The following is a 22,310-nucleotide window of genomic DNA, read 5'->3' as shown; positions in this document are numbered from 1 at the left end:
CCTATGCCGACACCACCCGGCGCTCCCCAATGTCCCGGATGCCTGATCTGGGCATCGCGGTTTGTCGGCGGGACCCCGGATCACCGATGATGATCGCGGCAAAGGCCAGTGGAGACGGCGTTGATCGACTCGTGAACGGGCGGTGAACTCCGCGCTCCGGACATCCGATAGCCTCTGCCGACATGCCGCCCGCCTGGTGCAGCCAAGGGGCGTCCACCATGCACATGACCGGCGCCGGAGCGTCGGCACCCAGGGAGTGAGTTCGGTTGTCGACCGCCATCCTCACCGGTCAGCCGGTCCCCGGATCGTCGATCGAGGGTGATCTGCGGTCCCTCGGCTTCGACGTACGGATCGCCGCCGACACCGCCGACGCCGAGACGCTGCTCGCCCAGGCCCCCGGTGACCAGCGGGTCGCCGTGGTCGACGCCCGCTTCGTGGGCCACCTGCACGCCCTGCGCCTCGGCCTCACCGACCCCCGCTTCCCGCTCGCCGCGATCCCGGGCGCCGTCACGGCCCAGCCGGCCGGCCGTCAGGCCCTGACCCGCGCGATGGCGCGCGAGAACTCGGCCGGCGGCGTCACGGCCCATGTTGGTGCCCCCGGGGGAACGCAGTTGAGCGTGCGGGAAGACGTCGACAGCCTCGCCGACCACATCGTCACCGCCCTCGACAGCGACGGCGCCGACGTGCACCGCCCGGAACTCGGCAGCCTGGTCGCCGCCGTCCCCGCCGACCCGCAGTCCCGCAACGAGGCACGGCAGGCCGTCGCGAACGTCGACGACGAGGCCGTACGCCTGAAGTCCGCCGTGAAGTCCCGCGACGGCTTCTTCACCACGTTCTTCATCAGCCCGTACTCCCGCTACATCGCCCGCTGGTGCGCCCGCCGCGGTCTGACCCCGAACCAGGTCACCACCGCCTCCCTGCTCACCGCGCTGATCGCGGCCGGCTGCGCGGCCACCGGTACCCGGATCGGCTTCGTCGCGGCCGGCGTCCTGCTGATCGCGTCCTTCGTACTGGACTGCACCGACGGCCAGTTGGCCCGCTACTCCCTGCAGTACTCCACGCTCGGCGCCTGGCTGGACGCCACCTTCGACCGGGCCAAGGAGTACGCCTACTACGCGGGGTTGGCGCTGGGAGCGGCCCGCGGCGGCGACGACGTATGGGCGCTCGCGCTCGGCGCGATGATCCTGCAGACCTGCCGGCACGTCGTCGACTTCTCCTTCAACGAGGCCAACCACGACGCGACCGCCAACACCAGTCCCACGGCGGCCCTTTCCGACAAGCTGGACAGCGTCGGCTGGACGGTGTGGGTGCGCCGCATGATCGTGCTGCCGATCGGCGAGCGCTGGGCGATGATCGCGGTCCTGACGGCGGTCACGACACCGCGCATCACCTTCTACGTCCTGCTCGTCGGCTGCGCCTTCGCGGCGACTTACACGACCGCGGGCCGGGTCCTGCGCTCGCTGACCCGCAAGGCCCGGCGCACCGACCGGGCGGCGCAGGCGCTGGCGGACCTCGCGGACAGCGGGCCGCTCGCCTCCTTCCTGGGCCGTGTGACCCCCCGCCGGCTCGGGGGTCCGTTCCTGATCGCCCTCGTGGGCACGGCCGTTCTCGCCGTGTCCCTGTTCTCCGGCGTGATCTGGGCCCCCGTCGTCGGCGCCCTCGTGTACGCGAACACCGCCGGTCAGGCCCTGTACCGCCCCCTCAAGGGCACCTTCGACTGGCTGGTCCCCCCGCTGTTCCGGTTCGCCGAGTACGGCACCGTCCTGGTACTGGCGGCCAAAGCGGCTGTGAACGGGGCGCTTCCTGCGGCTTTCGGGCTGGTGGCGGCCGTCGCCTACCATCACTACGACACGGTGTACCGCATCCGCGGCAACGCCGGAGCGCCCCCGGCCTGGCTGGTGCGCGCCATCGGGGGGCACGAAGGGCGGACGCTGCTCGTCACCGTCCTGGCCGCCGGGCTCACCGCCTCGCAGTTCAAGGTCGCGCTCGCGGTGCTCGCCGTGGCCGTCGCCCTGGTGGTGCTCGTCGAGAGCATCCGCTTCTGGGTGTCCGCTGGGGCGCCCGCCGTACACGATGAAGGAGAACCCGCATGATCGGCCTCGTGCTGGCGGCCGGCGCCGGACGCCGTCTGCGCCCCTACACCGACAGCCTTCCCAAGGCGCTGGTGCCGGTGGGGCCCGCGGGCATAGAGGGCGAACCGACGGTCCTGGACCTGACCCTCGGCAACTTCGCCGAGATCGGTCTGACCGAGGTCGCGGTCATCGTCGGCTACCGCAAGGAGGCCGTGTACGAGCGCAAGGCGGCCCTGGAGGCGAAGTACGGCCTCAAGCTCACCCTCATCGACAACGACAAGGCCGAGGAGTGGAACAACGCCTACTCCCTGTGGTGCGGCCGTGACGCCCTCAAGGACGGTGTGATCCTCGCCAACGGCGACACCGTCCACCCGGTCTCCGTCGAGCGGACGCTGCTCGCCGCGCGCGGCGACGGCAAGAAGATCATCCTCGCCCTGGACACGGTGAAGAACCTGGCCGACGAGGAGATGAAGGTCGTCGTCGACCCCGAGCAGGGCATGACGAAGATCACCAAGCTGATGGACCCGGCCGAGGCGACGGGCGAGTACATCGGCGTGACGCTGATCGAGGGCGACGCCGCCCCCGAGCTGGCCGACGCCCTGAAGGCGGTCTGGGAGACCGACCCGCAGCAGTTCTACGAGCACGGGTACCAGGAACTGGTGAACCGCGGCTTCCGGATCGACGTGGCGCCGATCGGCGACGTCAAGTGGGTCGAGATCGACAACCATGACGATCTCGCCCGCGGACGGGAGATCGCGTGCCAGTACTGACCCGGCTCATCCCCTCGCCGCTCGTCGTGGACATCCGCCCGGGTGCCCTCGACGATCTGGCCTGCGTGCTCGCCGACGAACGCATCTCGACCTCGGGCCGGCTCGCCGTCGCCGTCAGCGGCGGCTCCGGCGCCCGGCTGCGCGAGCGCATCGCCCCGACCCTGCCCGGCGCCACCTGGTACGAGGTCGGCGGCGGCACCCTCGACGACGCGGTCCGGCTGGCCGGAGACATAAAGGCCGGCCACTACGACGCGGTCGTGGGCCTCGGCGGCGGCAAGATCATCGACTGCGCCAAGTTCGCTGCGGCTCGGGTCGGCCTGCCCCTGGTCGCCGTACCGACGAACCTCGCGCACGACGGTCTGTGCTCGCCGGTCGCCACCCTCGACAACGACGCGGGCCGCGGCTCGTACGGCGTGCCGAACCCGATCGCGGCGGTCGTCGACCTCGACGTCATCCGCCAGGCGCCGGCGCGTTTCGTGCGCGCGGGCATCGGCGACGCGATCTCCAACATCAACTCGATCGCGGACTGGGAGCTGTCCAACCGCGTCAACGGAGAGAAGATCGACGGCCTCGCCGCCGCCATGGCACGCCAGGCGGGCGAGGCGGTGCTCCGCCACCCCGGCGGCATCGGCGACAACGACTTCCTCCAGGTGCTCGCGGAGGCGCTGGTCCTCACCGGCATCGCGATGTCGATCTCCGGCGACTCGCGCCCCGCCTCCGGCTCCTGCCACGAGATCAACCACGCCTTCGACCTGCTCTACCCCAAGCGGGCCGCCAGCCACGGCGAGCAGTGCGGCCTCGGCGCCGCCTTCGCGATGTATCTGCGCGGCGCGCACGAGGAGTCGGCGTACACGGCCGAGGTGCTGCGCCGGCACGGGCTTCCGGTGCTCCCGGAGGAGATCGGCTTCACGGTGGACGAGTTCGTCCGCGTCGTGGAGTTCGCCCCGGAGACCCGTCCCGGCCGCTACACGATCCTCGAACACCTCGACCTCAAAACCGACCAGATCAAGGACATCTACGCCGACTATGTCAAGGCCATCGGTAGCTGAACTCCGCCCGGTCGTCCACCCCGCGGGGGTCAAGGACCGGCGCAGCGGTGAGCACTGGATGGGACGCCTCTACATGCGTGAGGTGTCCCTGCGGGTCGACCGCTACCTGGTGAACACCAGGGTCACGCCCAACCAGCTCACGTATCTGATGACCGTCTTCGGCGTGCTCGCCGCCCCGGCCCTGCTGGTGCCGGGGATCACGGGCGCCGTGCTCGGCGTGGTCTGCGTGCAGATGTACCTGCTCCTCGACTGCGTCGACGGCGAGATCGCCCGCTGGAAGAAGCAGTACTCGCTGAACGGCGTCTACCTGGACCGGGTCGGCGCCTACCTCACCGACGCCGCCGTCCTCGTGGGGTTCGGGCTGCGCGCCGCCGACCTGTGGGGCAGCGGCCGTATCGACTGGCTGTGGGCCTTCCTCGGCACCCTGGCCGCCCTCGGCGCCATCCTGATCAAGGCCGAGACCGACCTGGTCGGCGTCGCCCGGCACCAGACGGGCAAGCCGCCGGTCCAGGAGGCCGCCGCCGAGATGCGCTCCTCCGGCATGGCACTGGCCCGCCGGGCCGCCGCCGCGTTCAAGTTCCACCGCCTGATCCTGGGCATCGAGGCGTCCCTGCTGATCCTGGTCCTGGCAATCGTCGACCAGATGCGCGGTGACCTGTTCTTCTCCCGGCTGGGCGTCGCGGTACTCGCCGGCATCGCGCTGCTGCAGACCCTGCTGCACCTGGTGTCCATCCTCGCTTCCAGCAGGCTGAAGTGAGCGGCCTGAAGGTCGGCGCGGTGATCATCACCATGGGCAACCGCCCCGACGAGCTCCGCGCCCTGCTCGACTCGGTCGCCAAGCAGGACGGCGACCGTGTCGAGGTGGTCGTGGTCGGCAACGGCTCGCCCGTCCCGGACGTCCCCGAGGGCGTCCGCACGATCGAGCTGCCCGAGAACCTCGGCATCCCCGGTGGCCGCAACGTCGGCATCGAGGCCTTCGGCCCCAGCGGCCGCGACGTCGACATATTGATGTTCCTCGACGACGACGGACTCCTCGCCCGGCACGACACCGCCGAACTGTGCCGCCGGGCCTTCGAGGCCGACCCGAAGCTCGGCATCATCAGCTTCCGCATCGCCGACCCCGACACCGGGGTCACCCAGCGCCGCCACGTGCCGCGCCTGCGCGCCGCCGACCCGATGCGCTCCTCCCGGGTCACCACCTTCCTCGGCGGCGCCAACGCTGTCCGTACGAAGGTCTTCGCCGAGGTGGGCGGACTCCCGGACGAGTTCTTCTACGCCCACGAGGAAACCGACCTGGCATGGCGGGCCCTCGACCCGGGCTGGATGATCGACTACCGGTCCGACATGGTGCTCTACCACCCGACGACCGCGCCTTCGCGGCACGCGGTCTACCACCGCATGGTCGCCCGCAACCGGGTCTGGCTGGCCCGCCGAAACCTTCCGGCCCCGCTGGTCCCGGTATACCTCGGGGTCTGGCTGCTGCTCACCCTCGTCCGCCGCCCCTCGCGGCCCGCCCTGAAGGCATGGTTCGGCGGGTTCCGGGAAGGCTGGACGACTCCGTGCGGACCACGCCGGCCGATGAAGTGGCGTACCGTGTGGCGGCTGACCCGGCTGGGCCGACCTCCGGTGATCTGACAAGCTCGTGACTGTGAGCAATCGGCCCCACCCGGGCCCAAGGCTCTTGCGCAGGCCGGCACAGGCCGCGCATCCCGAAGACGAAAGTTTCCACCAGTGAGTGAGACAACGCACGACGGCAGGGTCGCCCTGGGCGCGGCCATGTCGCCCGACGAGGGCCTTACGGCGAGCCGGCTGGCCGCCAAGTACGGGCTGACCGTGAGCGGCGCCCGGCCCTCCCTCGCCGAGTACGTCCGCCAGCTCTGGGACCGGCGTCACTTCATCCTCGCCTTCTCCCGGGCGAAGCTGACCGCCCAGTACAGCCAGGCCAAGCTCGGCCAGCTGTGGCAGGTGGCGACCCCGCTGCTGAACGCGGCCGTGTACTTCTTCATCTTCGGCATGCTGCTCAAGGCCAACCGCGGACTGCCGCGCGACATCTACATCCCGTTCCTGGTCACCGGCGTGTTCGTGTTCACCTTCACGCAGAGCTCGGTGATGGCGGGCGTGCGGGCGATCTCCGGCAACCTCGGCCTGGTGCGCGCGCTGCACTTCCCGCGCGCCTCCCTGCCGATCTCCTTCGCGCTGCAGCAGCTCCAGCAGCTGCTGTTCTCGATGATCGTGCTGTTCGCCGTGGCGATCGGCTTCGGCAGCATCCCGGACCTGTCCTGGCTGCTGATCCCCGTGGTGCTGGCCCTGCAGTTCCTGTTCAACACCGGGCTCGCGCTGATCATGGCCCGGGCGGGCGCCAAGACCCCGGACCTCGCCCAGCTGATGCCGTTCGTGATGCGGACGTGGATGTACGCGTCCGGCGTGATGTTCTCCATCCCGATCATGCTGGCCGACAAGCCGCAGTGGCTGGCGAACGTCCTGCAGTGGAACCCTGCCGCCCTCTACATGGACCTGATGCGCTTCGCCCTCATCGACGGCTACGGCTCCGAGAACCTGCCCGACCACGTCTGGGTGGTCGCGGGCGGCTGGGCGGCCTTGATCGCCCTCGGCGGCTTCGTGTACTTCTGGAAGGCGGAGGAGAGGTACGGCCGTGGCTGAGCAGACCGACCAGCAGACCGGCGAGCGGATCCCCACCGTCATCGCCGACGAGCTCCACATCGTCTACCGCGTGCACGGCGCGAAGACCGGCAAGGGCAGCGCCACCGCCGCCCTCAGCCGCATCATCAAGCGCGGCGAGGAACGCGGGGTGCGCAAGGTGCACGCCGTCAAGGGCGTCTCCTTCGTCGCCTACCGCGGGGAGGCCGTGGGCCTCATCGGCTCCAACGGCTCCGGCAAGTCCACCCTGCTGCGCGCCATCGCCGGCCTGCTCCCGGCGGAGAAGGGCCGCGTCTACACCAACGGCCAGCCCTCGCTGCTGGGCGTGAACGCGGCCCTGATGAACGACCTGACCGGCGAGCGCAACGTCATTTTGGGCGGGCTCGCCATGGGGATGTCCCGCGAGCAGATCAGGGAGCGCTACCAGGGGATCGTCGACTTCTCGGGCATCAATGAGAAGGGCGACTTCATCACCCTGCCGATGCGCACCTACTCCTCCGGCATGGCGGCCCGACTGCGCTTCTCCATCGCCGCCGCCAAGGACCACGACGTCCTGATGATCGACGAGGCGCTGGCCACCGGCGACCGCAAGTTCCAGGTCCGCTCCGAGGAGCGCATCCGTGAGCTGCGCAAGTCCGCCGGCACGGTGTTTCTCGTCAGTCACAACAACAAGTCCATCCGCGACACCTGCGACCGCGTCCTGTGGCTGGAACGCGGCGAGCTGCGCATGGACGGACCGACCGAAGAGGTCCTCAAGGAGTACGAGAAGTTCACCGGCAAGTAGTGCAGCCCGGCCTGGACGCATCGGCCAGGACGGATCGCGGGGTCCCGCCGCAACCTCTGCGGCGGGACCCCGCGTCTGCAAAGGAAACGTCAACTCGGTCTCGCCTTAGGAATCTTGACGCCAATCGGTGTGTTGTTGTGATGTGCAGGACACCCCAGAGAACCTCGCTGCGTTGTACAACGTAAGCTGTACCGGTCCCGAAACGCAGCAAGTAGGGCGATAAGGCGCGACACCCTCGGCCGGGACAGCCGCGCGGACGGCCGGCGGCGTGTCCGAAATAGTATGCATTGGGTCAGCAGTGTAGAACGGGAGATGTGACGGCAATGGCTACGGAAACTCCCCAGCTGAACGCAGCATGTGCCGTCCCCGCCCCGGGCAGTCACCGGTGACGGGAACCGGCATGTCGCACGCCGTTGATCCGGAGCGCGACACGCTCGACAAGGCCGCGGGTGAGAACTTCCCCGTGGCGCCTTTCTTCCTGCCCAGGGCCTGGCGCGCCGACCTCATGGCCGTGTACGGCTTCGCCCGCCTCGTCGACGACATCGGCGACGGCGACCTGGCCCCCGGCGGCGCGGACGCCCGTCTGCTCGGCGTGTCGCCCGAGGAGGCCGAGGACCGGCTGCTGCTCCTGGACGCCTTCGAGGCCGATCTGAACCGGGTCTTCGACTCGACCCCGCGCCACCCCCTGCTGCGCCGCCTGCAGCACACGGTCCGCCGCTGCTCGCTCACCCCCGAGCCCTTCCACGGCCTGATCGCCGCCAACCGCCAGGACCAGCTCGTCACCCGCTACGAGACCTACGACGACCTGCTCGCGTACTGCGAACTGTCGGCCAACCCCGTCGGCCGCCTGGTGCTGTCCGTCACCGGCACCTCGACGCCCGAGCGCGTCCGCCTCTCGGACGCGATCTGCACGGCCCTCCAGATCGTCGAACACCTGCAGGACGTCGCCGAGGACCTCGGCCGCGACCGCATCTACCTGCCCGCCGAGGACATGAAGCACTTCCATGTCCAAGAGGCGGATCTCGCCACGTCCACCGCGGGCGCATCGTTGCGCGCACTGGTTGCGCACGAAGCACAACGCGCCCGCGATCTCCTGAATGAAGGCGCCCCCCTCGTGGGTAGCGTCCACGGCAGGTTGAAGCTGCTGCTTGCGGGATTCGTGGCGGGGGGAAGGGCGGCGATCAAGGCGATCGCCGCCGCGGAATACGACGTACTTCCCGGCCCGCCCAAGCCCGGCAAGGTCCAGCTGCTGCGCGAGGTGGGCGTGACTCTGCGAGGAGAGGGGTGATCCGGACCGTGGAGTCGGAACAACACGTGTCCGCACCGGTACTCGCCGCCTACAGCTACTGCGAGGCCGTCACCGGACAGCAGGCCCGTAACTTCGCCTACGGCATCAGGCTGCTGCCGACGCCCAAGCGCCGTGCGATGTCGGCGCTCTACGCGTTTTCCCGGCGCGTCGACGACATCGGCGACGGCGCACTGGCCGGCGAGGTCAAGGCGGCAAGACTCGAGGACACCCGGGCGCTGCTGACCCGGGTGCGTGAGGGGTCGGTCGCCGAGGACGACATCGACCCGGTCGCCGTCGCCCTCGCTCATGCCGCCGAGACCTTCCCGGTCCCGCTCGACGGTCTGGACGAGCTGATCGACGGCGTACTGATGGACGTGCGCGGCGAGACCTACGAGACCTGGGACGACCTGAAGGTCTACTGCCGCTGCGTCGCGGGCGCCATCGGACGGCTCTCACTAGGCGTGTTCGGCACCGAACCCGGGGCGCGCGGCGCCGACCGTGCGCCGGAGTACGCCGACACCCTGGGCCTTGCGCTGCAGCTCACCAACATCCTCAGAGACGTCCGCGAGGACGCCGAGGGCGGCCGCACCTATCTGCCCTCCGACGACCTCGCGAAATTCGGGTGCTCGGCCGGGTTCAGCGGGCCGACCCCACCGGAGGGCTCCGACTTCGCGGGCCTCGTGCACTTCGAAGTGCGACGGGCCCGCGCCCTTTTCGCCGAGGGCTACCGGCTGCTGCCCATGCTGGACCGGCGCAGTGGCGCCTGCGTGGCCGCGATGGCCGGCATCTACCGCCGGCTGCTCGACCGCATCGAGCGCGACCCGGAGGCCGTGCTGCGCGGCCGGGTCTCGCTGCCCGGCCGGGAAAAGGCGTACGTCGCCGTGCGCGGACTGTCCGGACTGGATGCCCGGCACGTGACCCGGAGGACCGTCAGGAGGCGCCCCTGATGGACAAACAGGGCCAAGGTGATGCCACCGGCGAAATGCGGCACGCAACCCTCCGGGCAGGGACGGCGTCCCTGACTGCAGCGGTCGGCCGTGCACCGTTCAACCACGGCGGTCGCGCAGGGGAGGGTGCACGATGAGCGACGACGGCACACAGGCCGAGGAGCCGCTCGCGGATCCGGCGGGGCGTTCCGCGAGGGACGCCGTCGTGGTCGGCGGCGGGCTGGCCGGCATCACCGCCGCACTCGCACTCGCCGACGCGGGAGTCCGCGTCACCCTGATCGAGGGCAGGCCCCGCCTCGGCGGCCTGGCCTTCTCCTTCCAGCGCGGCGAACTGACCGTCGACAACGGACAGCACGTCTACCTGCGCTGCTGCACCGCCTACCGCTGGTTCCTCGACCGCATCGAGGGGTCGGCGCTGGCGCCGCTGCAGGATCGTCTCGACGTGCCCGTGCTCGACGTCGCGAGGCCCGAAGGGCGGCGGCTGGGCAGACTGCGGCGCGACGCGCTGCCGGTGCCCCTGCACCTGGGGCGCAGCCTCGCCACGTATCCGCATCTCTCGCTCGCCGAGCGGGCCAAGGTGGGCCGGGCCGCGCTCGCGCTCAAGAGTCTCGACCTCGCCGATCCGGACCTGGACACCCAGGACTTCGGCAGCTGGCTGACCGCGCACGGTCAGTCGGCGCGTGCCGTCGAGGCCCTGTGGGACCTGGTCGGGGTCGCCACCCTCAACGCGGTCGCGGGCGACGCCTCGCTGGGGCTCGCCGCGATGGTGTTCAAGACCGGTCTGCTGTCCGAACCGGGCGCGGCCGACATCGGATGGGCGCACGTCCCGCTGGGCGAACTGCATGACCGGCTCGCCCGCAAGGCGCTCGACTCCGCGGGCGTGCGTACCGAGGTCCGTACACGCGTCACCTCCATCTCCACTGACGGAAACGGGCGTTGGAGTGTTCAGGTTCCCGGCGAGACCCTCACCGCGGACGCCGTCGTGCTCGCCGTACCCCAGCGCGAGGCCCACGACCTGCTGCCTCAGGGCGCACTGGACGCCCCCGAAAATCTTCTTCGGATCGGCACCGCACCGATCCTCAACATCCATGTCGTCTACGACCGCAAGGTGCTGCACAAGCCGTTCTTCGCGGCGCTGGGCACCCCCGTGCAGTGGGTCTTCGACCGCACCGAGGCCTCGGGACTGCGCGAGGGCCAGTACCTCGCGCTGTCCCAGTCGGCCGCGCAGGACGAGATCGACGAGCCGGTCGCCGTGCTGCGCGAGCGCTATCTGCCCGAGTTGGAACGGCTGCTTCCGGGTACGCGCGGTGCGCAAGTGAAGGACTTCTTCGTGACCAGGGAGCGCACGGCGACGTTCGTCCCCACCCCCGGCGTCGGACGGCTGCGGCCCGGCGCCCGTACCAAAGCCCCCGGCCTCTACCTGGCCGGAGCGTGGACCGCCACAGGGTGGCCCGCGACCATGGAGAGTGCGGTCCGCAGTGGTGTGAGTGCGGCGGACGCCGCGCTCGCCGCCCTGGGCCGGCCCCGCCCGAGTCACCTCTTCGACTTCGAGGAGGCGGCCTGATGCTCGATCAGCATGCGGCAGGCCCCCGCACCCCCGGTACCGCAACAAGAGGAGAGACTGTGCCCACTGTGCCCCCGGCCGAGAAGGCCGATCGAGCGACCGCAGTGGACGTGACCGCGCTCCTGGAGCGCGGCCGGACCCTTGCCACACCGGTACTGCGGGCGGCCGTCGACCGCCTGGCCCCTCCCATGGACACCGTTTCCGCCTACCACTTCGGCTGGATCGACGCCGAGGGCAACCCCGCCGACGGCGACGGCGGCAAGGCCGTGCGCCCAGCCCTCGCGGTCCTGTCCGCCGAGGTCACCGGCGCCGCACCCGAGGTCGGCATCCCCGGCGCCGTGGCCGTCGAACTCGTCCACAACTTCTCCCTGCTGCACGACGACCTGATGGACGGCGACGAGCAGCGCCGCCACCGCGACACCGTCTGGAAGGTGCACGGCCCCGCCCAGGCGATCCTCGTCGGCGACGCCCTGTTCGCCCTGGCCAACGAAATCCTCCTCGAACTCGGTACCGTCGAGGCGGGCCGCGCCACCCGTCGGCTGACCACCGCCACCCGCGCCCTCATCGACGGCCAGGCGCAGGACATCTCCTACGAGCACCGCGACCGCGTCAGCGTCGAGGAGTGCCTGGAGATGGAGGGCAACAAGACCGGCGCCCTGCTGGCCTGCGCCTCCTCCATCGGCGCGGTGCTCGGCGGCGCGGACGACCGCACCGCCGACACCCTGGAGAAGTACGGCTACCACCTGGGCCTCGCCTTCCAGGCCGTCGACGACCTGCTCGGCATCTGGGGCGACCCGGTCTCCACCGGCAAGCAGACCTGGAGCGACCTGCGCCAGCGCAAGAAGTCCCTGCCGGTCGTGGCCGCGCTCGCGGCGGGCGGATCCGCCTCCGAGCGGCTCGGCGAGATCCTCGCCGCCGACGCCAAGAGCAGCGACTTCGAGAACTTCTCCGAGGAGGAGTTCGCCTCCCGCGCCGCCCTCATCGAGGAGGCGGGCGGCCGCGAGTGGACCGCCGAAGAGGCGCGTCGTCAGCACAACACCGCCATCCGGGCCCTGCACGCCATCGACATGCCCGACCCGGTGCGGGACCGGTTCACGGCGCTCGCCGACTTCGTCGTCGTACGAAAGAGATGATCACTATCGGTCGAACAGCCCTCGCGTAGTCGCCGGCCGGTGTCGCGGGAACACGAGCACCGGCCGACGGCGGACCCACAGCAGCACGATGTGTACGACTGCACGAAGGGGAAGCCATGACAGCGACGACCGACGGAAGCACCGGGGCCCTGCCGCCCCGGGCAGCCTCGGCCAGCGAATCCGACAGCACGAGCCCCGTGGCGGCGGGGGCACGCGATGCCGCCGTACGCGCCGTCCAGCGCTCCACCGACTTCCTGCTGTCCCGGCAGGACGCCCAGGGCTGGTGGAAGGGCGACCTGGAGACCAACGTGACCATGGACGCCGAGGACCTGCTCCTCAGGCAGTTCCTGGGCATCCTCGACAAGGACACCGCGCATGCCGCCGCCCTGTTCATCCGCGGCGAGCAGCGCGCGGACGGCACCTGGGCCACCTTCTACGGCGGACCGGGCGAACTCTCCACCACCATCGAGGCATACGTCGCCCTGCGTCTGGCGGGCGACACGCCGGACGCCCCGCACATGGCGCAGGCCTCCGCCTGGATCCGCGAGCAGGGCGGCATCGCCGCGGCCCGGGTCTTCACCCGGATCTGGCTCGCCCTGTTCGGCTGGTGGAAGTGGGAGGACCTGCCCGAACTCCCACCGGAGCTCATCTACTTCCCCAAGTGGGTACCGCTCAACATCTACGACTTCGGGTGCTGGGCCCGGCAGACCATCGTCCCGCTGACGGTCGTCTCCGCGAAGCGGCCGGTGCGACCCGCGCCCTTCCCGCTCGACGAGCTGCACACCGACCCGGCCCACCCGAATCCGCCCAAACCCCTTGCCCCGGCGGCCAGTTGGGACGGCGCCTTCCAGCGCCTGGACAAGGTGCTGCACCAGGCGCGCAAGGCCATCCCGCGCAGACTGCGCAAGGCGGCCATGAACTCGGCCGCCCGCTGGATCATCGAGCGGCAGGAGAACGACGGCTGCTGGGGCGGTATCCAGCCGCCGGCCGTGTACTCGGTGATCGCCCTTTATCTGCTGGGCTACGACCTCGAACATCCCGTGCTGCGCGAGGGGCTCGCGTCGCTGGACCGTTTCGCCGTGTGGCGCGAGGACGGGGCCCGGATGATCGAGGCCTGTCAGTCGCCCGTGTGGGACACCTGCCTCGCCACCATCGCACTCGTCGACGCGGGCGTGCCCGCCGACCATCCGCAGCTGGTCAAGGCCGCGGACTGGATGCTCGGCGAGGAGATCGTCCGGCCCGGCGACTGGGCCGTCAGAAGACCCCAACTACCGCCGGGCGGCTGGGCGTTCGAGTTCCACAACGACAACTACCCCGACATCGACGACACCGCCGAGGTCGTCCTCGCGCTGCGCCGCGTCAAGCACCACGACCCGGAGCGGGTGGAGAAGGCGATCGGGCGCGGGGTGCGCTGGAACCTCGGGATGCAGTCGAAGAACGGGGCGTGGGGCGCCTTCGACGTCGACAACACCAGCCCCTTCCCCAACCGGTTGCCGTTCTGCGACTTCGGCGAGGTCATCGACCCGCCGTCCGCCGACGTCACCGCGCATGTGGTGGAGATGCTGGCCGTCGAGGGCCTCGCGCACGACCCGCGCACCCGGCGCGGCATCGAGTGGCTGCTCGCCGAGCAGGAACCGGACGGCTCCTGGTTCGGGCGCTGGGGCGTCAACTACGTCTACGGCACCGGATCGGTCGTACCCGCCCTCGTCGCGGCCGGATTCCCAGGCTCGCACCCCGCGATCCGGCGGGCCGTGGCCTGGCTGGAGTCGGTGCAGAACGAGGACGGCGGCTGGGGCGAGGACCTGCGCTCCTACAAGTACGTCAAGGAGTGGAGCGGCAAGGGTGCCTCCACCGCCTCGCAGACGGCCTGGGCGCTGATGGCCCTGCTGGCCGCGGGGGAGCAGGACTCCAAGGCCGTCGAGCGCGGTGTGGAGTGGCTCGCGGCCACCCAGCGGGAGGACGGTTCCTGGGACGAGCCGTACTTCACCGGGACCGGCTTCCCCTGGGACTTCTCCATCAACTACCACCTCTACCGGCAGGTCTTCCCGCTGACCGCACTCGGCCGCTACGTCAACGGCGAACCCTTCTCCAAGAAGCCTCTCGCCGAGGCCGAGGGGGGCTGATGAGCACCCGGCCCGCCCCGGCCCCGCTGCTGATCGCCTGCGCGCTCGGCATCGAGCACCTCGCCCTGCGCGCCGGCGACCGCGGCGGGGCCGGCGGCCCCGTCACCATGCTCCGTACGGGTATGGGGCCCAAGGCGGCCGAGCGCTCCGTCAGCCGGATGCTCGCGGACCCGGCCTGGAGCGGGGCCGCCGTGCTGGCCACCGGCTTCTGCGCGGGGCTCGCACCCGGCATGCACCCGGGCGACCTGGTCGTCGCCGAGGAGACCCGGGACCCGGACGGAACCGTTCCGTGCGTGGGGACCGACCTGCTCGTCAAGGAGCTCGGGCGTGCGGTGCCGGGCCGCACCGTCCACACCGGCCCCGTCACCGGCTCCGATCATGTCGTGCGCGGTCACGAACGGTCGGATCTGCTCGCGACCGGCGCAATCGCGGTCGACATGGAGTCCGCGGCGACGCTTCTGAGCGCCGTGCGCACCGGCGTGCGCCCGGTTGCGGCCGTGCGGGTGGTCGTGGACGCTCCTGAACATGAACTTGTTCGAATCGGCACGATCCGCGGTGGAATATCAGCTTTCCGCGTCCTTCGTGCCGTACTTCCAGCTTTCTTCGAATGGCACCGTTCTTTGCTGCTCCCCAGGAGGTGAGCCAGATGGCCATGCCGCTGCGTCAGTCCATCAAGGTCGCTACGTACTTGGCTGAACAGAAGCTCCGCAAGCGGGACAAGTTTCCGCTGATCGTGGAGCTGGAACCGCTCTTCGCGTGCAATCTGAAGTGCGAGGGCTGCGGCAAGATCCAGCATCCGGCGGGTGTGCTCAAGCAGCGCATGCCGGTCGCGCAGGCCGTCGGGGCGGTCCTCGAATCCGGTGCGCCCATGGTGTCCATCGCAGGCGGCGAGCCCCTGATGCACCCTCAGATCGATGAGATCGTGCGGCAGCTGGTGGCGAGGAAGAAGTACGTCTTCCTCTGCACCAACGCGATGTTGCTGCGCAAGAAGATGGACAAGTTCAAGCCCTCTCCCTATTTCGCCTTCGCCGTGCACATCGACGGGCTGCGTGAGCGGCACGACGAGTCCGTCGCGAAGGAGGGCGTGTTCGACGAGGCCGTGGAGGCGATCAAGGAGGCCAAGCGGCGCGGCTTCCGGGTCACCACCAACTCGACCTTCTTCAACACGGACACCCCGCAGACCATCATCGAGGTGCTCAACTTCCTCAACGACGACCTCAAGGTCGACGAGATGATGATCTCGCCCGCCTACGCCTACGAGAAGGCGCCCGACCAGGAGCACTTCCTGGGCGTGGAGCAGACCCGCGAACTGTTCAAGAAGGCGTTTGCGGGCGGCAACCGCAGGAAGTGGCGGCTGAACCACTCGCCGCTGTTCCTCGACTTCCTCGAGGGCAAGGTCGACTTCCCGTGCACCGCCTGGGCGATCCCCAACTACTCGCTCTTCGGCTGGCAGCGCCCCTGCTACCTGATGAGCGACGGGTACGTGCCGACGTACCGCGAACTCATCGAGGACACCGACTGGGACAAGTACGGCCGCGGCAAGGACCCCCGCTGCGCCAACTGCATGGCGCACTGCGGCTACGAGCCCACCGCCGTCCTCGCCACCATGGGGTCCCTGAAGGAGTCCCTGCGCGCGATGCGCGAGACGGTCTCCGGAAACCGGGAGTGACACGATGACCGCCATCTCCTTGGGCGTCCCCGAGGTACCGGCCCGGCCGATCGCCGAGCGGCGCGTGTCGCGGCAGATCCATGTCGGGCCGGTGGCGGTCGGGGGCGGGGCCCCGGTGTCGGTGCAGTCGATGACGACGACCCGTACCTCGGACATCGGCGCCACCCTGCAGCAGATCGCCGAACTCACCGCGTCCGGCTGCCAGATCGTCCGCGTCGCCTGTCCCACGCAGGACGACGCGGACGCCCTCGCGACCATCGCCCGCAAGTCGCAGATCCCGGTGATCGCGGACATCCACTTCCAGCCGAAGTACGTGTTCGCGGCGATCGAGGCCGGGTGTGCCGCGGTGCGGGTCAACCCCGGCAACATCAAGCAGTTCGACGACAAGGTCAAGGAGATCGCCCGGGCCGCGAAGGACCACGGCACGCCGATCAGGATCGGGGTCAACGCCGGGTCGCTGGACAGGCGCCTGCTCCAGAAGTACGGCAGGGCGACCCCCGAGGCCCTGGTCGAGTCGGCTCTCTGGGAGGCGTCCCTCTTCGAGGAGCACGGCTTCCGGGACATCAAGATCTCGGTCAAGCACAACGACCCGGTCGTGATGATCGAGGCGTACAAGCAGCTCGCCGCCCAGTGCGACTACCCACTGCATCTCGGCGTGACCGAGGCCGGGCCCGCCTTCCAGGGCACGATCAAGTCGGCGGTCGCCTTCGGGGCGCTGCTCTCGCAGGGCATCGGCGACACCATCAGGGTCTCGCTCAGCGCCCCGCCCGCCGAGGAGGTCAAGGTCGGCCTGCAGATCCTGGAGGCCCTGAACCTCAAGCAGCGGCGCCTGGAGATCGTCTCCTGTCCGTCCTGCGGCCGCGCCCAGGTCGACGTCTACAAACTGGCCGACGAGGTCACGGCCGGACTGACGGGCATGGAAGTCCCGTTGCGGGTAGCCGTGATGGGTTGTGTGGTCAACGGCCCGGGTGAGGCGCGGGAGGCGGACCTGGGTGTTGCCTCCGGCAACGGCAAGGGGCAGATCTTCGTCAAGGGCGAGGTCATCAAGACCGTACCCGAGTCGAAGATCGTGGAGACCCTCATCGAGGAGGCGATGAAGATCGCCGAACAGATGGAACAGGACGGTACCGCGTCGGGGGAGCCGGCCGTCACCGTGAGTTGAACAGCACGGACCGAAGGGGGCCCGAGCGTGACCATTCTGGAGAACATCCGGGGACCACGCGACCTGAAGGCGCTGTCCGAGACGGAGCTTCGCGAACTGTCCGAAGAAATCAGAGAGTTCCTGGTGCACGCGGTGGCCAGGACCGGCGGGCACCTCGGGCCCAACCTGGGGGTGGTGGAACTCTCCGTCGCGCTGCACCGGGTCTTCGAGTCGCCCGTCGACCGCATCGTCTGGGACACCGGCCATCAGAGCTATGTACACAAGATCCTGACGGGCCGTAAGGACTTCTCCAAGCTGCGCGGCAAGGGCGGCCTGTCCGGCTATCCCTCGCGCGAGGAGTCCGAGCACGACATCGTCGAGAACAGCCACGCCTCCACGGCGCTCGGCTGGGCCGACGGCCTCGCCAAGGCCCGCCAGGTGCAGGGCGAGAAGGGACACGTCGTCGCGGTCATCGGCGACGGCGCCCTCACCGGCGGCATGGCCTGGGAGGCGCTGAACAACATCGCGGCCGCCAAGGACCGCCCGCTGATCATCGTCGTCAACGACAACGAGCGCTCGTACGCGCCGACCATCGGCGGCCTCGCCAACCACCTGGCCACCCTGCGCACCACCGACGGCTACGAGAAGGTGCTCGCCTGGGGCAAGGACGTCCTGCTGCGCACGCCGGTCGTCGGCAACACCATCTATGAATCGCTGCACGGCGCCAAGAAGGGTTTCAAGGACGCGTTCGCCCCGCAGGGCATGTTCGAGGACCTGGGTCTGAAGTACGTCGGCCCGATCGACGGGCACGACATCGGGGCCGTCGAGTCGGCGCTCAGGCGTGCGAAGCGCTTCCACGGACCGGTCCTCGTCCACTGCCTGACGGAGAAGGGCCGCGGCTACGAGCCGGCCATCGCCCACGAGGAGGACCACTTCCACACCGTCGGTGTGATGGACCCGCTCACCTGCGAGCCCCTCGCTCCCGCAGGCGGGCCTTCCTGGACCTCGGTGTTCGGCGACGAGATCGTCGCGATCGGGGAGGAGCGGGAGGACGTCGTCGCGATCACGGCGGCCATGCTGCACCCGGTGGGGCTGGGGAAGTTCGCCGCACGCTTCCCGGACCGGGTGTGGGACGTCGGCATCGCCGAGCAGCATGCGGCCGTGTCCGCGGCAGGCCTCGCGACCGGCGGGCTGCACCCGGTCGTCGCCGTCTACGCCACCTTCCTCAACCGTGCCTTCGACCAGCTGCTGATGGACGTGGCGCTGCACCGCTGCGGGGTGACGTTCGTCCTGGACCGGGCCGGCGTCACCGGCGTCGACGGGCCCTCCCACAACGGCATGTGGGACATGTCGATCCTCCAGGTCGTGCCAGGGCTCAGGATCGCCGCGCCACGCGATGCCGACCAGCTGCGGGCGCAGCTGCGCGAGGCCGTCGCCGTCGACGACGCGCCGACGCTGGTCCGCTTCCCGAAGGAGTCGGTGGGGCCTCGGATCCCGGCGGTCGACCGGGTGGGCGGCCTCGACGTCCTGCACCGCGGCCCGGACACCCCCGAGGTGCTGCTGGTCGCCGTCGGCGTCATGGCACCCGTGTGCCTGCAGGCCGCCGAACTGCTGGAGGCCCGCGGCATCTCGTGCACCGTCGTCGACCCGCGCTGGGTCAAGCCCGTCGACCCGTCGCTCCCGGGCCTGGCCGCCGAGCACCGGCTGGTGGCCGTGGTCGAGGACAACAGCCGTGCGGCCGGAGTCGGCGCGGCGGTCGCGCTGGCGCTCGGTGACGCCGAAGTCGACGTCCCCGTACGGCGGTTCGGCATCCCGGAGCAGTTCCTCGCGCACGCCAAGCGCGGGGAGGTGCTGGCCGACATCGGCCTCACGCCGGTCGAGGTGGCCGGTCGGATCAGCGCGAGCCTCGCCGTCAAGGAGGCCGAGGACACCCTGGCCGTCAAGGAACAGCTGGACGGCGCAGTCAAGGAGAAGGCTGAATGACCAAGGAGTTCGACCTCGGCGCACTCCTGGCCGAGCGCGGAGCCGAGCGCTACGAGCTGCACGGGAAGTACCTGAACCACCAGCTCCCGCGCATGCTGCACACCATCGGCTTCGACAAGGTCTACGAGCGCGCCGAGGGCGCCCACTTCTGGGACGCGGACGGCAACGACTACCTGGACATGCTCGCCGGGTTCGGGGTGATGGGCCTGGGCCGCCACCACCCCGTCGTCCGCAAGGCGCTGCACGACGTCCTCGACGCCTCTCTCGCCGACCTCACCCGCTTCGACTGCCAGCCGCTGCCCGGGCTGCTGGCGGAGAAGCTGCTCTCGTACAGCCCGCACCTGGACCGGGTGTTCTTCGGCAACAGCGGCACGGAGGCGGTGGAGACCGCGCTGAAGTTCGCCCGGTACGCCACCGGGAGGCCGAGGATCCTGTACTGCGACCACGCCTTCCACGGCCTGACCACCGGGTCGCTGTCGGTCAACGGCGAGGACGGCTTCCGCGACGGCTTCGCCCCGCTGCTGCCCGACACGGCCGTACCGCTCGGCGATCTCGACGCCCTGGCACGGGAGCTGAAGAAGGGTGACGTCGCCGCCCTGATCGTCGAGCCGATCCAGGGCAAGGGCGTGCACGAGGCCCCGCCCGGCTATCTGCGGGCCGCACAGGAGCTGCTGCACAAGCACAAGGCGCTGCTCATCGCCGACGAGGTGCAGACGGGCCTGGGCAGGACCGGTGACTTCTACGCCTACCAGCACGAGGAGGGCGTCGAGCCGGACCTGGTGTGCGTGGCCAAGGCACTCTCCGGCGGTTATGTGCCCGTCGGCGCCACCCTCGGCAAGGACTGGATCTTCAAGAAGGTGTACTCGTCGATGGACCGGGTGCTGGTCCACTCGGCGAGCTTCGGGTCCAACGCCCAGGCCATGACGGCCGGTCTCGCCGTGCTGTCCGTCATGGAGAACGAGCAGGTCGTCGCCCACGCGCGCGTGACCGGCGAGCAGCTGAGATCCCGGCTCGCGGCGCTGATCGACAAGTACGAGCTGCTCGCGGACGTCCGCGGCCGGGGCCTGATGATCGGCATCGAGTTCGGCAGGCCCAAGTCGCTGAAGCTGCGCAGCCGTTGGACGATGCTGCAGGCCGCGCGGAAGGGCCTGTTCGCGCAGATGGTCGTGGTACCGCTGCTGCAGCGGCACAGGATCCTCACCCAGGTCTCCGGCGACCACCTGGAGGTGATCAAGCTGATCCCGCCCCTGATCATCGGCGAGCAGGACGTGGACCGGTTCGTCGACGCCTTCACCGCCGTCATGGACGACGCGCACAGCGGCGGTGGCCTGATGTGGGACTTCAGCAAGACGCTGGTGAAGCAGGCGGTCGCCAACCGGTAGACCGCCGCGCTTTTGCCTGGGAGGCAAGAAATTTGCCGTATAGGCAAAGCTCCGGCTGAATGGAGGGCATGAGCTCTCAGGAAGCCGAAGCGGAGCTTCCCGCCGTCGCACCCCAGCTGCGCGCGTTGCGCCGCCGTGCCTCCCTCACGCTGGAGGCCGCGGCGCGTGCCGCCGGGCTGTCGGCGGCCCATCTCTCCCGGCTGGAGACCGGGCAGCGTCAGCCGTCGCTGCCGATGCTGCTCGCCCTCGCCCGTATCTACGGTACGACGGTGTCCGAGCTGCTCGGCGAGACGGTCGCCGACCGGGACGCCGTCGTACGCGCCGCCGACATGGAACCCACCGCCGCCGGCGGCTGGACCTACTTCCAGGCCGGCGCGCCCGGCCGCGGCATGCAGGCCCTGCGGGTCCACGTACCGCACGGCTCGCAGGGCGACATCGTGCGGGTGCACCCGGGCGAGGAGTGGCTGTACGTCCTCAAGGGGCGGCTGCGGCTGCGGCTCGGGGACACCACGCACCGGCTCGCCCCCGGCGACAGCGCGCACTTCGACTCGCTGACCCCGCACCGGCTCGCCGCCCAGGATCCCGACGGCGTGGAGCTCCTGTTCGTCCACACCCTGCTGCAGAGCCCGACGGCCACGCTGTGCCTGGGCCCGATCACCGGAGAGATGCCATGAGCAACAGCAACATGGAGGAGAAGTTCCCCCGCGCCCTGTGGGTGCGCCTGATCATCTACATCGCGGTGGGGCACCTCTTCGCGGCCTTCATCTACCTGCTGTTCACGGTGGGGGCGAAATAGCGGAATGGCCCGCGTGATCAGTCGAGCAGTCGCTCACGCAGCAGCCCGCGGAGTTCCGGGGTGAGCCCCAGCCCCTGCTCCAGATAGGTGTCGGCGTCGCCCCACGTCGCCTCGATCGTCTCGAAGGCCGCCGACAGATAGTCGGAACGCGCCTCGAACAGAGGGCTGAGCAGCTCCATCACCTCAGGGGAGTAGGCCGCGGCGGAGCTGCTGCTGCGGTGCACCTTGTAGCGGCGGTGCTTGGCGTTCGACTCCAGGTAGTCCGCGACGATCGCCTCGTGCTCGACGCCCAGCGCGAGCAGCGTCACGGCTATGGACAGCCCCGCACGGTCCTTGCCCGCCGCGCAGTGCATCAGGGCGGGCACACTGTCCTCGGCGAGCGAGCGCAGCACGTGCGCGTGCTCGGCGGTGCGCTCCTTGATGATCGTGCGGTAGGAGACGATCATGCGGTTCGCCGCCTTGCCGTCGCCGAGGAGCTCGCGCAGCTGCTCGATCTCACCCTCCCGGACCATCTTCCAGAACCCGGAGCCGTCCGCCGGGTCCGTCAGTGGCAGGTTCACATTGCGCACGCCCGGCAGCTCGACGTCCGGACCCTCCAGCTTCTGGTCCGCCGCGTTGCGGAAGTCGAAGATCGTGTGCAGCCCCAGGGAGGACAGGAACTCGGCGTCCTCCTCGGTCGCGTGTGCGAGGTGGCCGCTGCGGAACAGCACTCCGTGGCGCACCCGCCGTCCGTCCACCGTCGGAAGTCCTCCCACATCACGGAAGTTGCGGACTCCGGCCAGCTCGGGTTCGGTCGACGGGATCTGCTGCGTCACGGGGGTTCCTCCCAGTCCGCCCGACCGCGCGGCTCGTCGTCGGGCACCCTCCCGACGATACGACATGGATTCCTGGGGCAATGAGTTGTCCACAGGCGTTGCGACCAGGGCTCACATGCCTTGATGATGTTGCGGA

General features: G+C 70.0%; 21 protein-coding genes. 20 read left to right on the top strand and 1 reads right to left on the bottom strand.

Going from position 1 to position 22,310, the window contains the following annotated elements:
- Positions 1-266 precede the first annotated feature (266 nt).
- The 20 genes from AB0N07_RS26130 (at position 267) to AB0N07_RS26035 (ending at position 21,359) form a co-directional block, all read left to right on the top strand.
- Positions 267-2,093: a DUF5941 domain-containing protein gene (locus tag AB0N07_RS26130; protein WP_365839006.1), complete on the top strand. Its 1,827-nt coding sequence runs from the start codon at positions 267-269 to the stop codon at positions 2,091-2,093.
- Positions 2,090-2,842, top strand: coding sequence for a phosphocholine cytidylyltransferase family protein (locus AB0N07_RS26125; protein ID WP_365839004.1), 753 nt, complete (start codon positions 2,090-2,092; stop codon positions 2,840-2,842). The genes AB0N07_RS26130 and AB0N07_RS26125 overlap by 4 nt, the downstream gene beginning before the upstream one ends.
- Positions 2,830-3,891, top strand: coding sequence for an iron-containing alcohol dehydrogenase family protein (locus AB0N07_RS26120; protein WP_365839002.1), 1,062 nt, complete (start codon positions 2,830-2,832; stop codon positions 3,889-3,891). Before AB0N07_RS26125 ends, AB0N07_RS26120 begins: the two co-directional genes overlap by 13 nt.
- Positions 3,869-4,648 carry a CDP-alcohol phosphatidyltransferase family protein gene (locus tag AB0N07_RS26115; RefSeq protein ID WP_266963081.1) on the top strand — a complete coding sequence of 260 codons (780 nt, stop codon included), beginning with the start codon at positions 3,869-3,871 and terminating at the stop codon, positions 4,646-4,648. The genes AB0N07_RS26120 and AB0N07_RS26115 overlap by 23 nt, the downstream gene beginning before the upstream one ends.
- A gap of 32 nt (positions 4,649-4,680) precedes the next feature.
- Positions 4,681-5,526, top strand: a complete 846-nt coding sequence (locus AB0N07_RS26110; RefSeq protein ID WP_365839072.1) for a glycosyltransferase family 2 protein — start codon at positions 4,681-4,683, stop codon at positions 5,524-5,526.
- Positions 5,527-5,622: 96 nt separating this feature from the next.
- Complete coding sequence (locus tag AB0N07_RS26105) at positions 5,623-6,552, top strand: ABC transporter permease (RefSeq protein ID WP_365839000.1); 930 nt, start codon at positions 5,623-5,625, stop codon at positions 6,550-6,552.
- Positions 6,545-7,333, top strand: coding sequence for an ABC transporter ATP-binding protein (locus tag AB0N07_RS26100; RefSeq protein WP_365838998.1), 789 nt, complete (start codon positions 6,545-6,547; stop codon positions 7,331-7,333). Before AB0N07_RS26105 ends, AB0N07_RS26100 begins: the two co-directional genes overlap by 8 nt.
- Positions 7,334-7,718: 385 nt before the next feature.
- Positions 7,719-8,621, top strand: coding sequence for a squalene synthase HpnC (gene hpnC / locus AB0N07_RS26095; protein WP_365838996.1), 903 nt, complete (start codon positions 7,719-7,721; stop codon positions 8,619-8,621).
- Positions 8,618-9,568 (top strand): presqualene diphosphate synthase HpnD, encoded by a 951-nt coding sequence (hpnD, locus tag AB0N07_RS26090; RefSeq protein WP_365838994.1) that lies wholly within the window; start codon positions 8,618-8,620, stop codon positions 9,566-9,568. The genes hpnC and hpnD overlap by 4 nt, the downstream gene beginning before the upstream one ends.
- Positions 9,568-9,705: a DUF6380 family protein gene (locus AB0N07_RS26085; protein WP_365838992.1), complete on the top strand. Its 138-nt coding sequence runs from the start codon at positions 9,568-9,570 to the stop codon at positions 9,703-9,705. Before hpnD ends, AB0N07_RS26085 begins: the two co-directional genes overlap by 1 nt.
- Positions 9,702-11,132: a hydroxysqualene dehydroxylase HpnE gene (hpnE, locus tag AB0N07_RS26080; RefSeq protein WP_365838990.1), complete on the top strand. Its 1,431-nt coding sequence runs from the start codon at positions 9,702-9,704 to the stop codon at positions 11,130-11,132. The genes AB0N07_RS26085 and hpnE overlap by 4 nt, the downstream gene beginning before the upstream one ends.
- A gap of 68 nt (positions 11,133-11,200) precedes the next feature.
- Complete coding sequence (locus AB0N07_RS26075; RefSeq protein WP_365839071.1) at positions 11,201-12,265, top strand: polyprenyl synthetase family protein; 1,065 nt, start codon at positions 11,201-11,203, stop codon at positions 12,263-12,265.
- 116 nt (positions 12,266-12,381) lie between these two features.
- Entirely contained in the window at positions 12,382-14,388 is a 2,007-nt protein-coding gene (gene shc / locus AB0N07_RS26070) for a squalene--hopene cyclase (protein ID WP_365838988.1), read from the top strand.
- Positions 14,388-15,029, top strand: a complete 642-nt coding sequence (locus AB0N07_RS26065) for a 1-hydroxy-2-methyl-2-butenyl 4-diphosphate reductase (RefSeq protein ID WP_365838986.1) — start codon at positions 14,388-14,390, stop codon at positions 15,027-15,029. The genes shc and AB0N07_RS26065 overlap by 1 nt, the downstream gene beginning before the upstream one ends.
- A 5-nt stretch (positions 15,030-15,034) precedes the next feature.
- Positions 15,035-16,057, top strand: a complete 1,023-nt coding sequence (hpnH, locus tag AB0N07_RS26060) for an adenosyl-hopene transferase HpnH (RefSeq protein ID WP_232650550.1) — start codon at positions 15,035-15,037, stop codon at positions 16,055-16,057.
- 4 nt (positions 16,058-16,061) lie between these two features.
- The gene (gene ispG, locus AB0N07_RS26055; protein ID WP_365838984.1) at positions 16,062-17,219 is read left to right on the top strand and encodes a flavodoxin-dependent (E)-4-hydroxy-3-methylbut-2-enyl-diphosphate synthase; all 1,158 of its coding nucleotides are present in this window, start codon (positions 16,062-16,064) and stop codon (positions 17,217-17,219) included.
- A 27-nt stretch (positions 17,220-17,246) separates the two neighbouring features.
- On the top strand, positions 17,247-19,181 hold the full coding sequence (gene dxs, locus AB0N07_RS26050) for a 1-deoxy-D-xylulose-5-phosphate synthase (RefSeq protein WP_365838982.1): 1,935 nt from the start codon (positions 17,247-17,249) through the stop codon (positions 19,179-19,181).
- On the top strand, positions 19,178-20,563 hold the full coding sequence (locus AB0N07_RS26045; protein ID WP_365838980.1) for an aspartate aminotransferase family protein: 1,386 nt from the start codon (positions 19,178-19,180) through the stop codon (positions 20,561-20,563). Before dxs ends, AB0N07_RS26045 begins: the two co-directional genes overlap by 4 nt.
- A gap of 68 nt (positions 20,564-20,631) precedes the next feature.
- Positions 20,632-21,237, top strand: coding sequence for an XRE family transcriptional regulator (locus AB0N07_RS26040; RefSeq protein WP_365838978.1), 606 nt, complete (start codon positions 20,632-20,634; stop codon positions 21,235-21,237).
- A complete protein-coding gene (locus AB0N07_RS26035) occupies positions 21,234-21,359 on the top strand; it encodes a DUF6126 family protein (RefSeq protein ID WP_365838976.1) in 126 nt (41 codons plus the stop codon). Before AB0N07_RS26040 ends, AB0N07_RS26035 begins: the two co-directional genes overlap by 4 nt.
- A 17-nt stretch (positions 21,360-21,376) precedes the next feature.
- Here the strand turns inward: AB0N07_RS26035 and AB0N07_RS26030 are convergent, their stop codons facing one another.
- On the bottom strand, positions 21,377-22,174 hold the full coding sequence (locus tag AB0N07_RS26030; RefSeq protein WP_365838974.1) for a tyrosine-protein phosphatase: 798 nt from the start codon (positions 22,172-22,174) through the stop codon (positions 21,377-21,379).
- Between the last annotated feature and the right edge of the window lie 136 nt (positions 22,175-22,310).

Origin of the sequence: Streptomyces sp. NPDC051172, from assembly GCF_040682555.1 — a bacterium.
GTDB lineage: Bacteria > Actinomycetota > Actinomycetes > Streptomycetales > Streptomycetaceae > Streptomyces.
The sequence above is the reverse complement of the archived record's forward strand: the minus strand, read 5'-3'. Positions and strand labels throughout refer to the sequence as shown.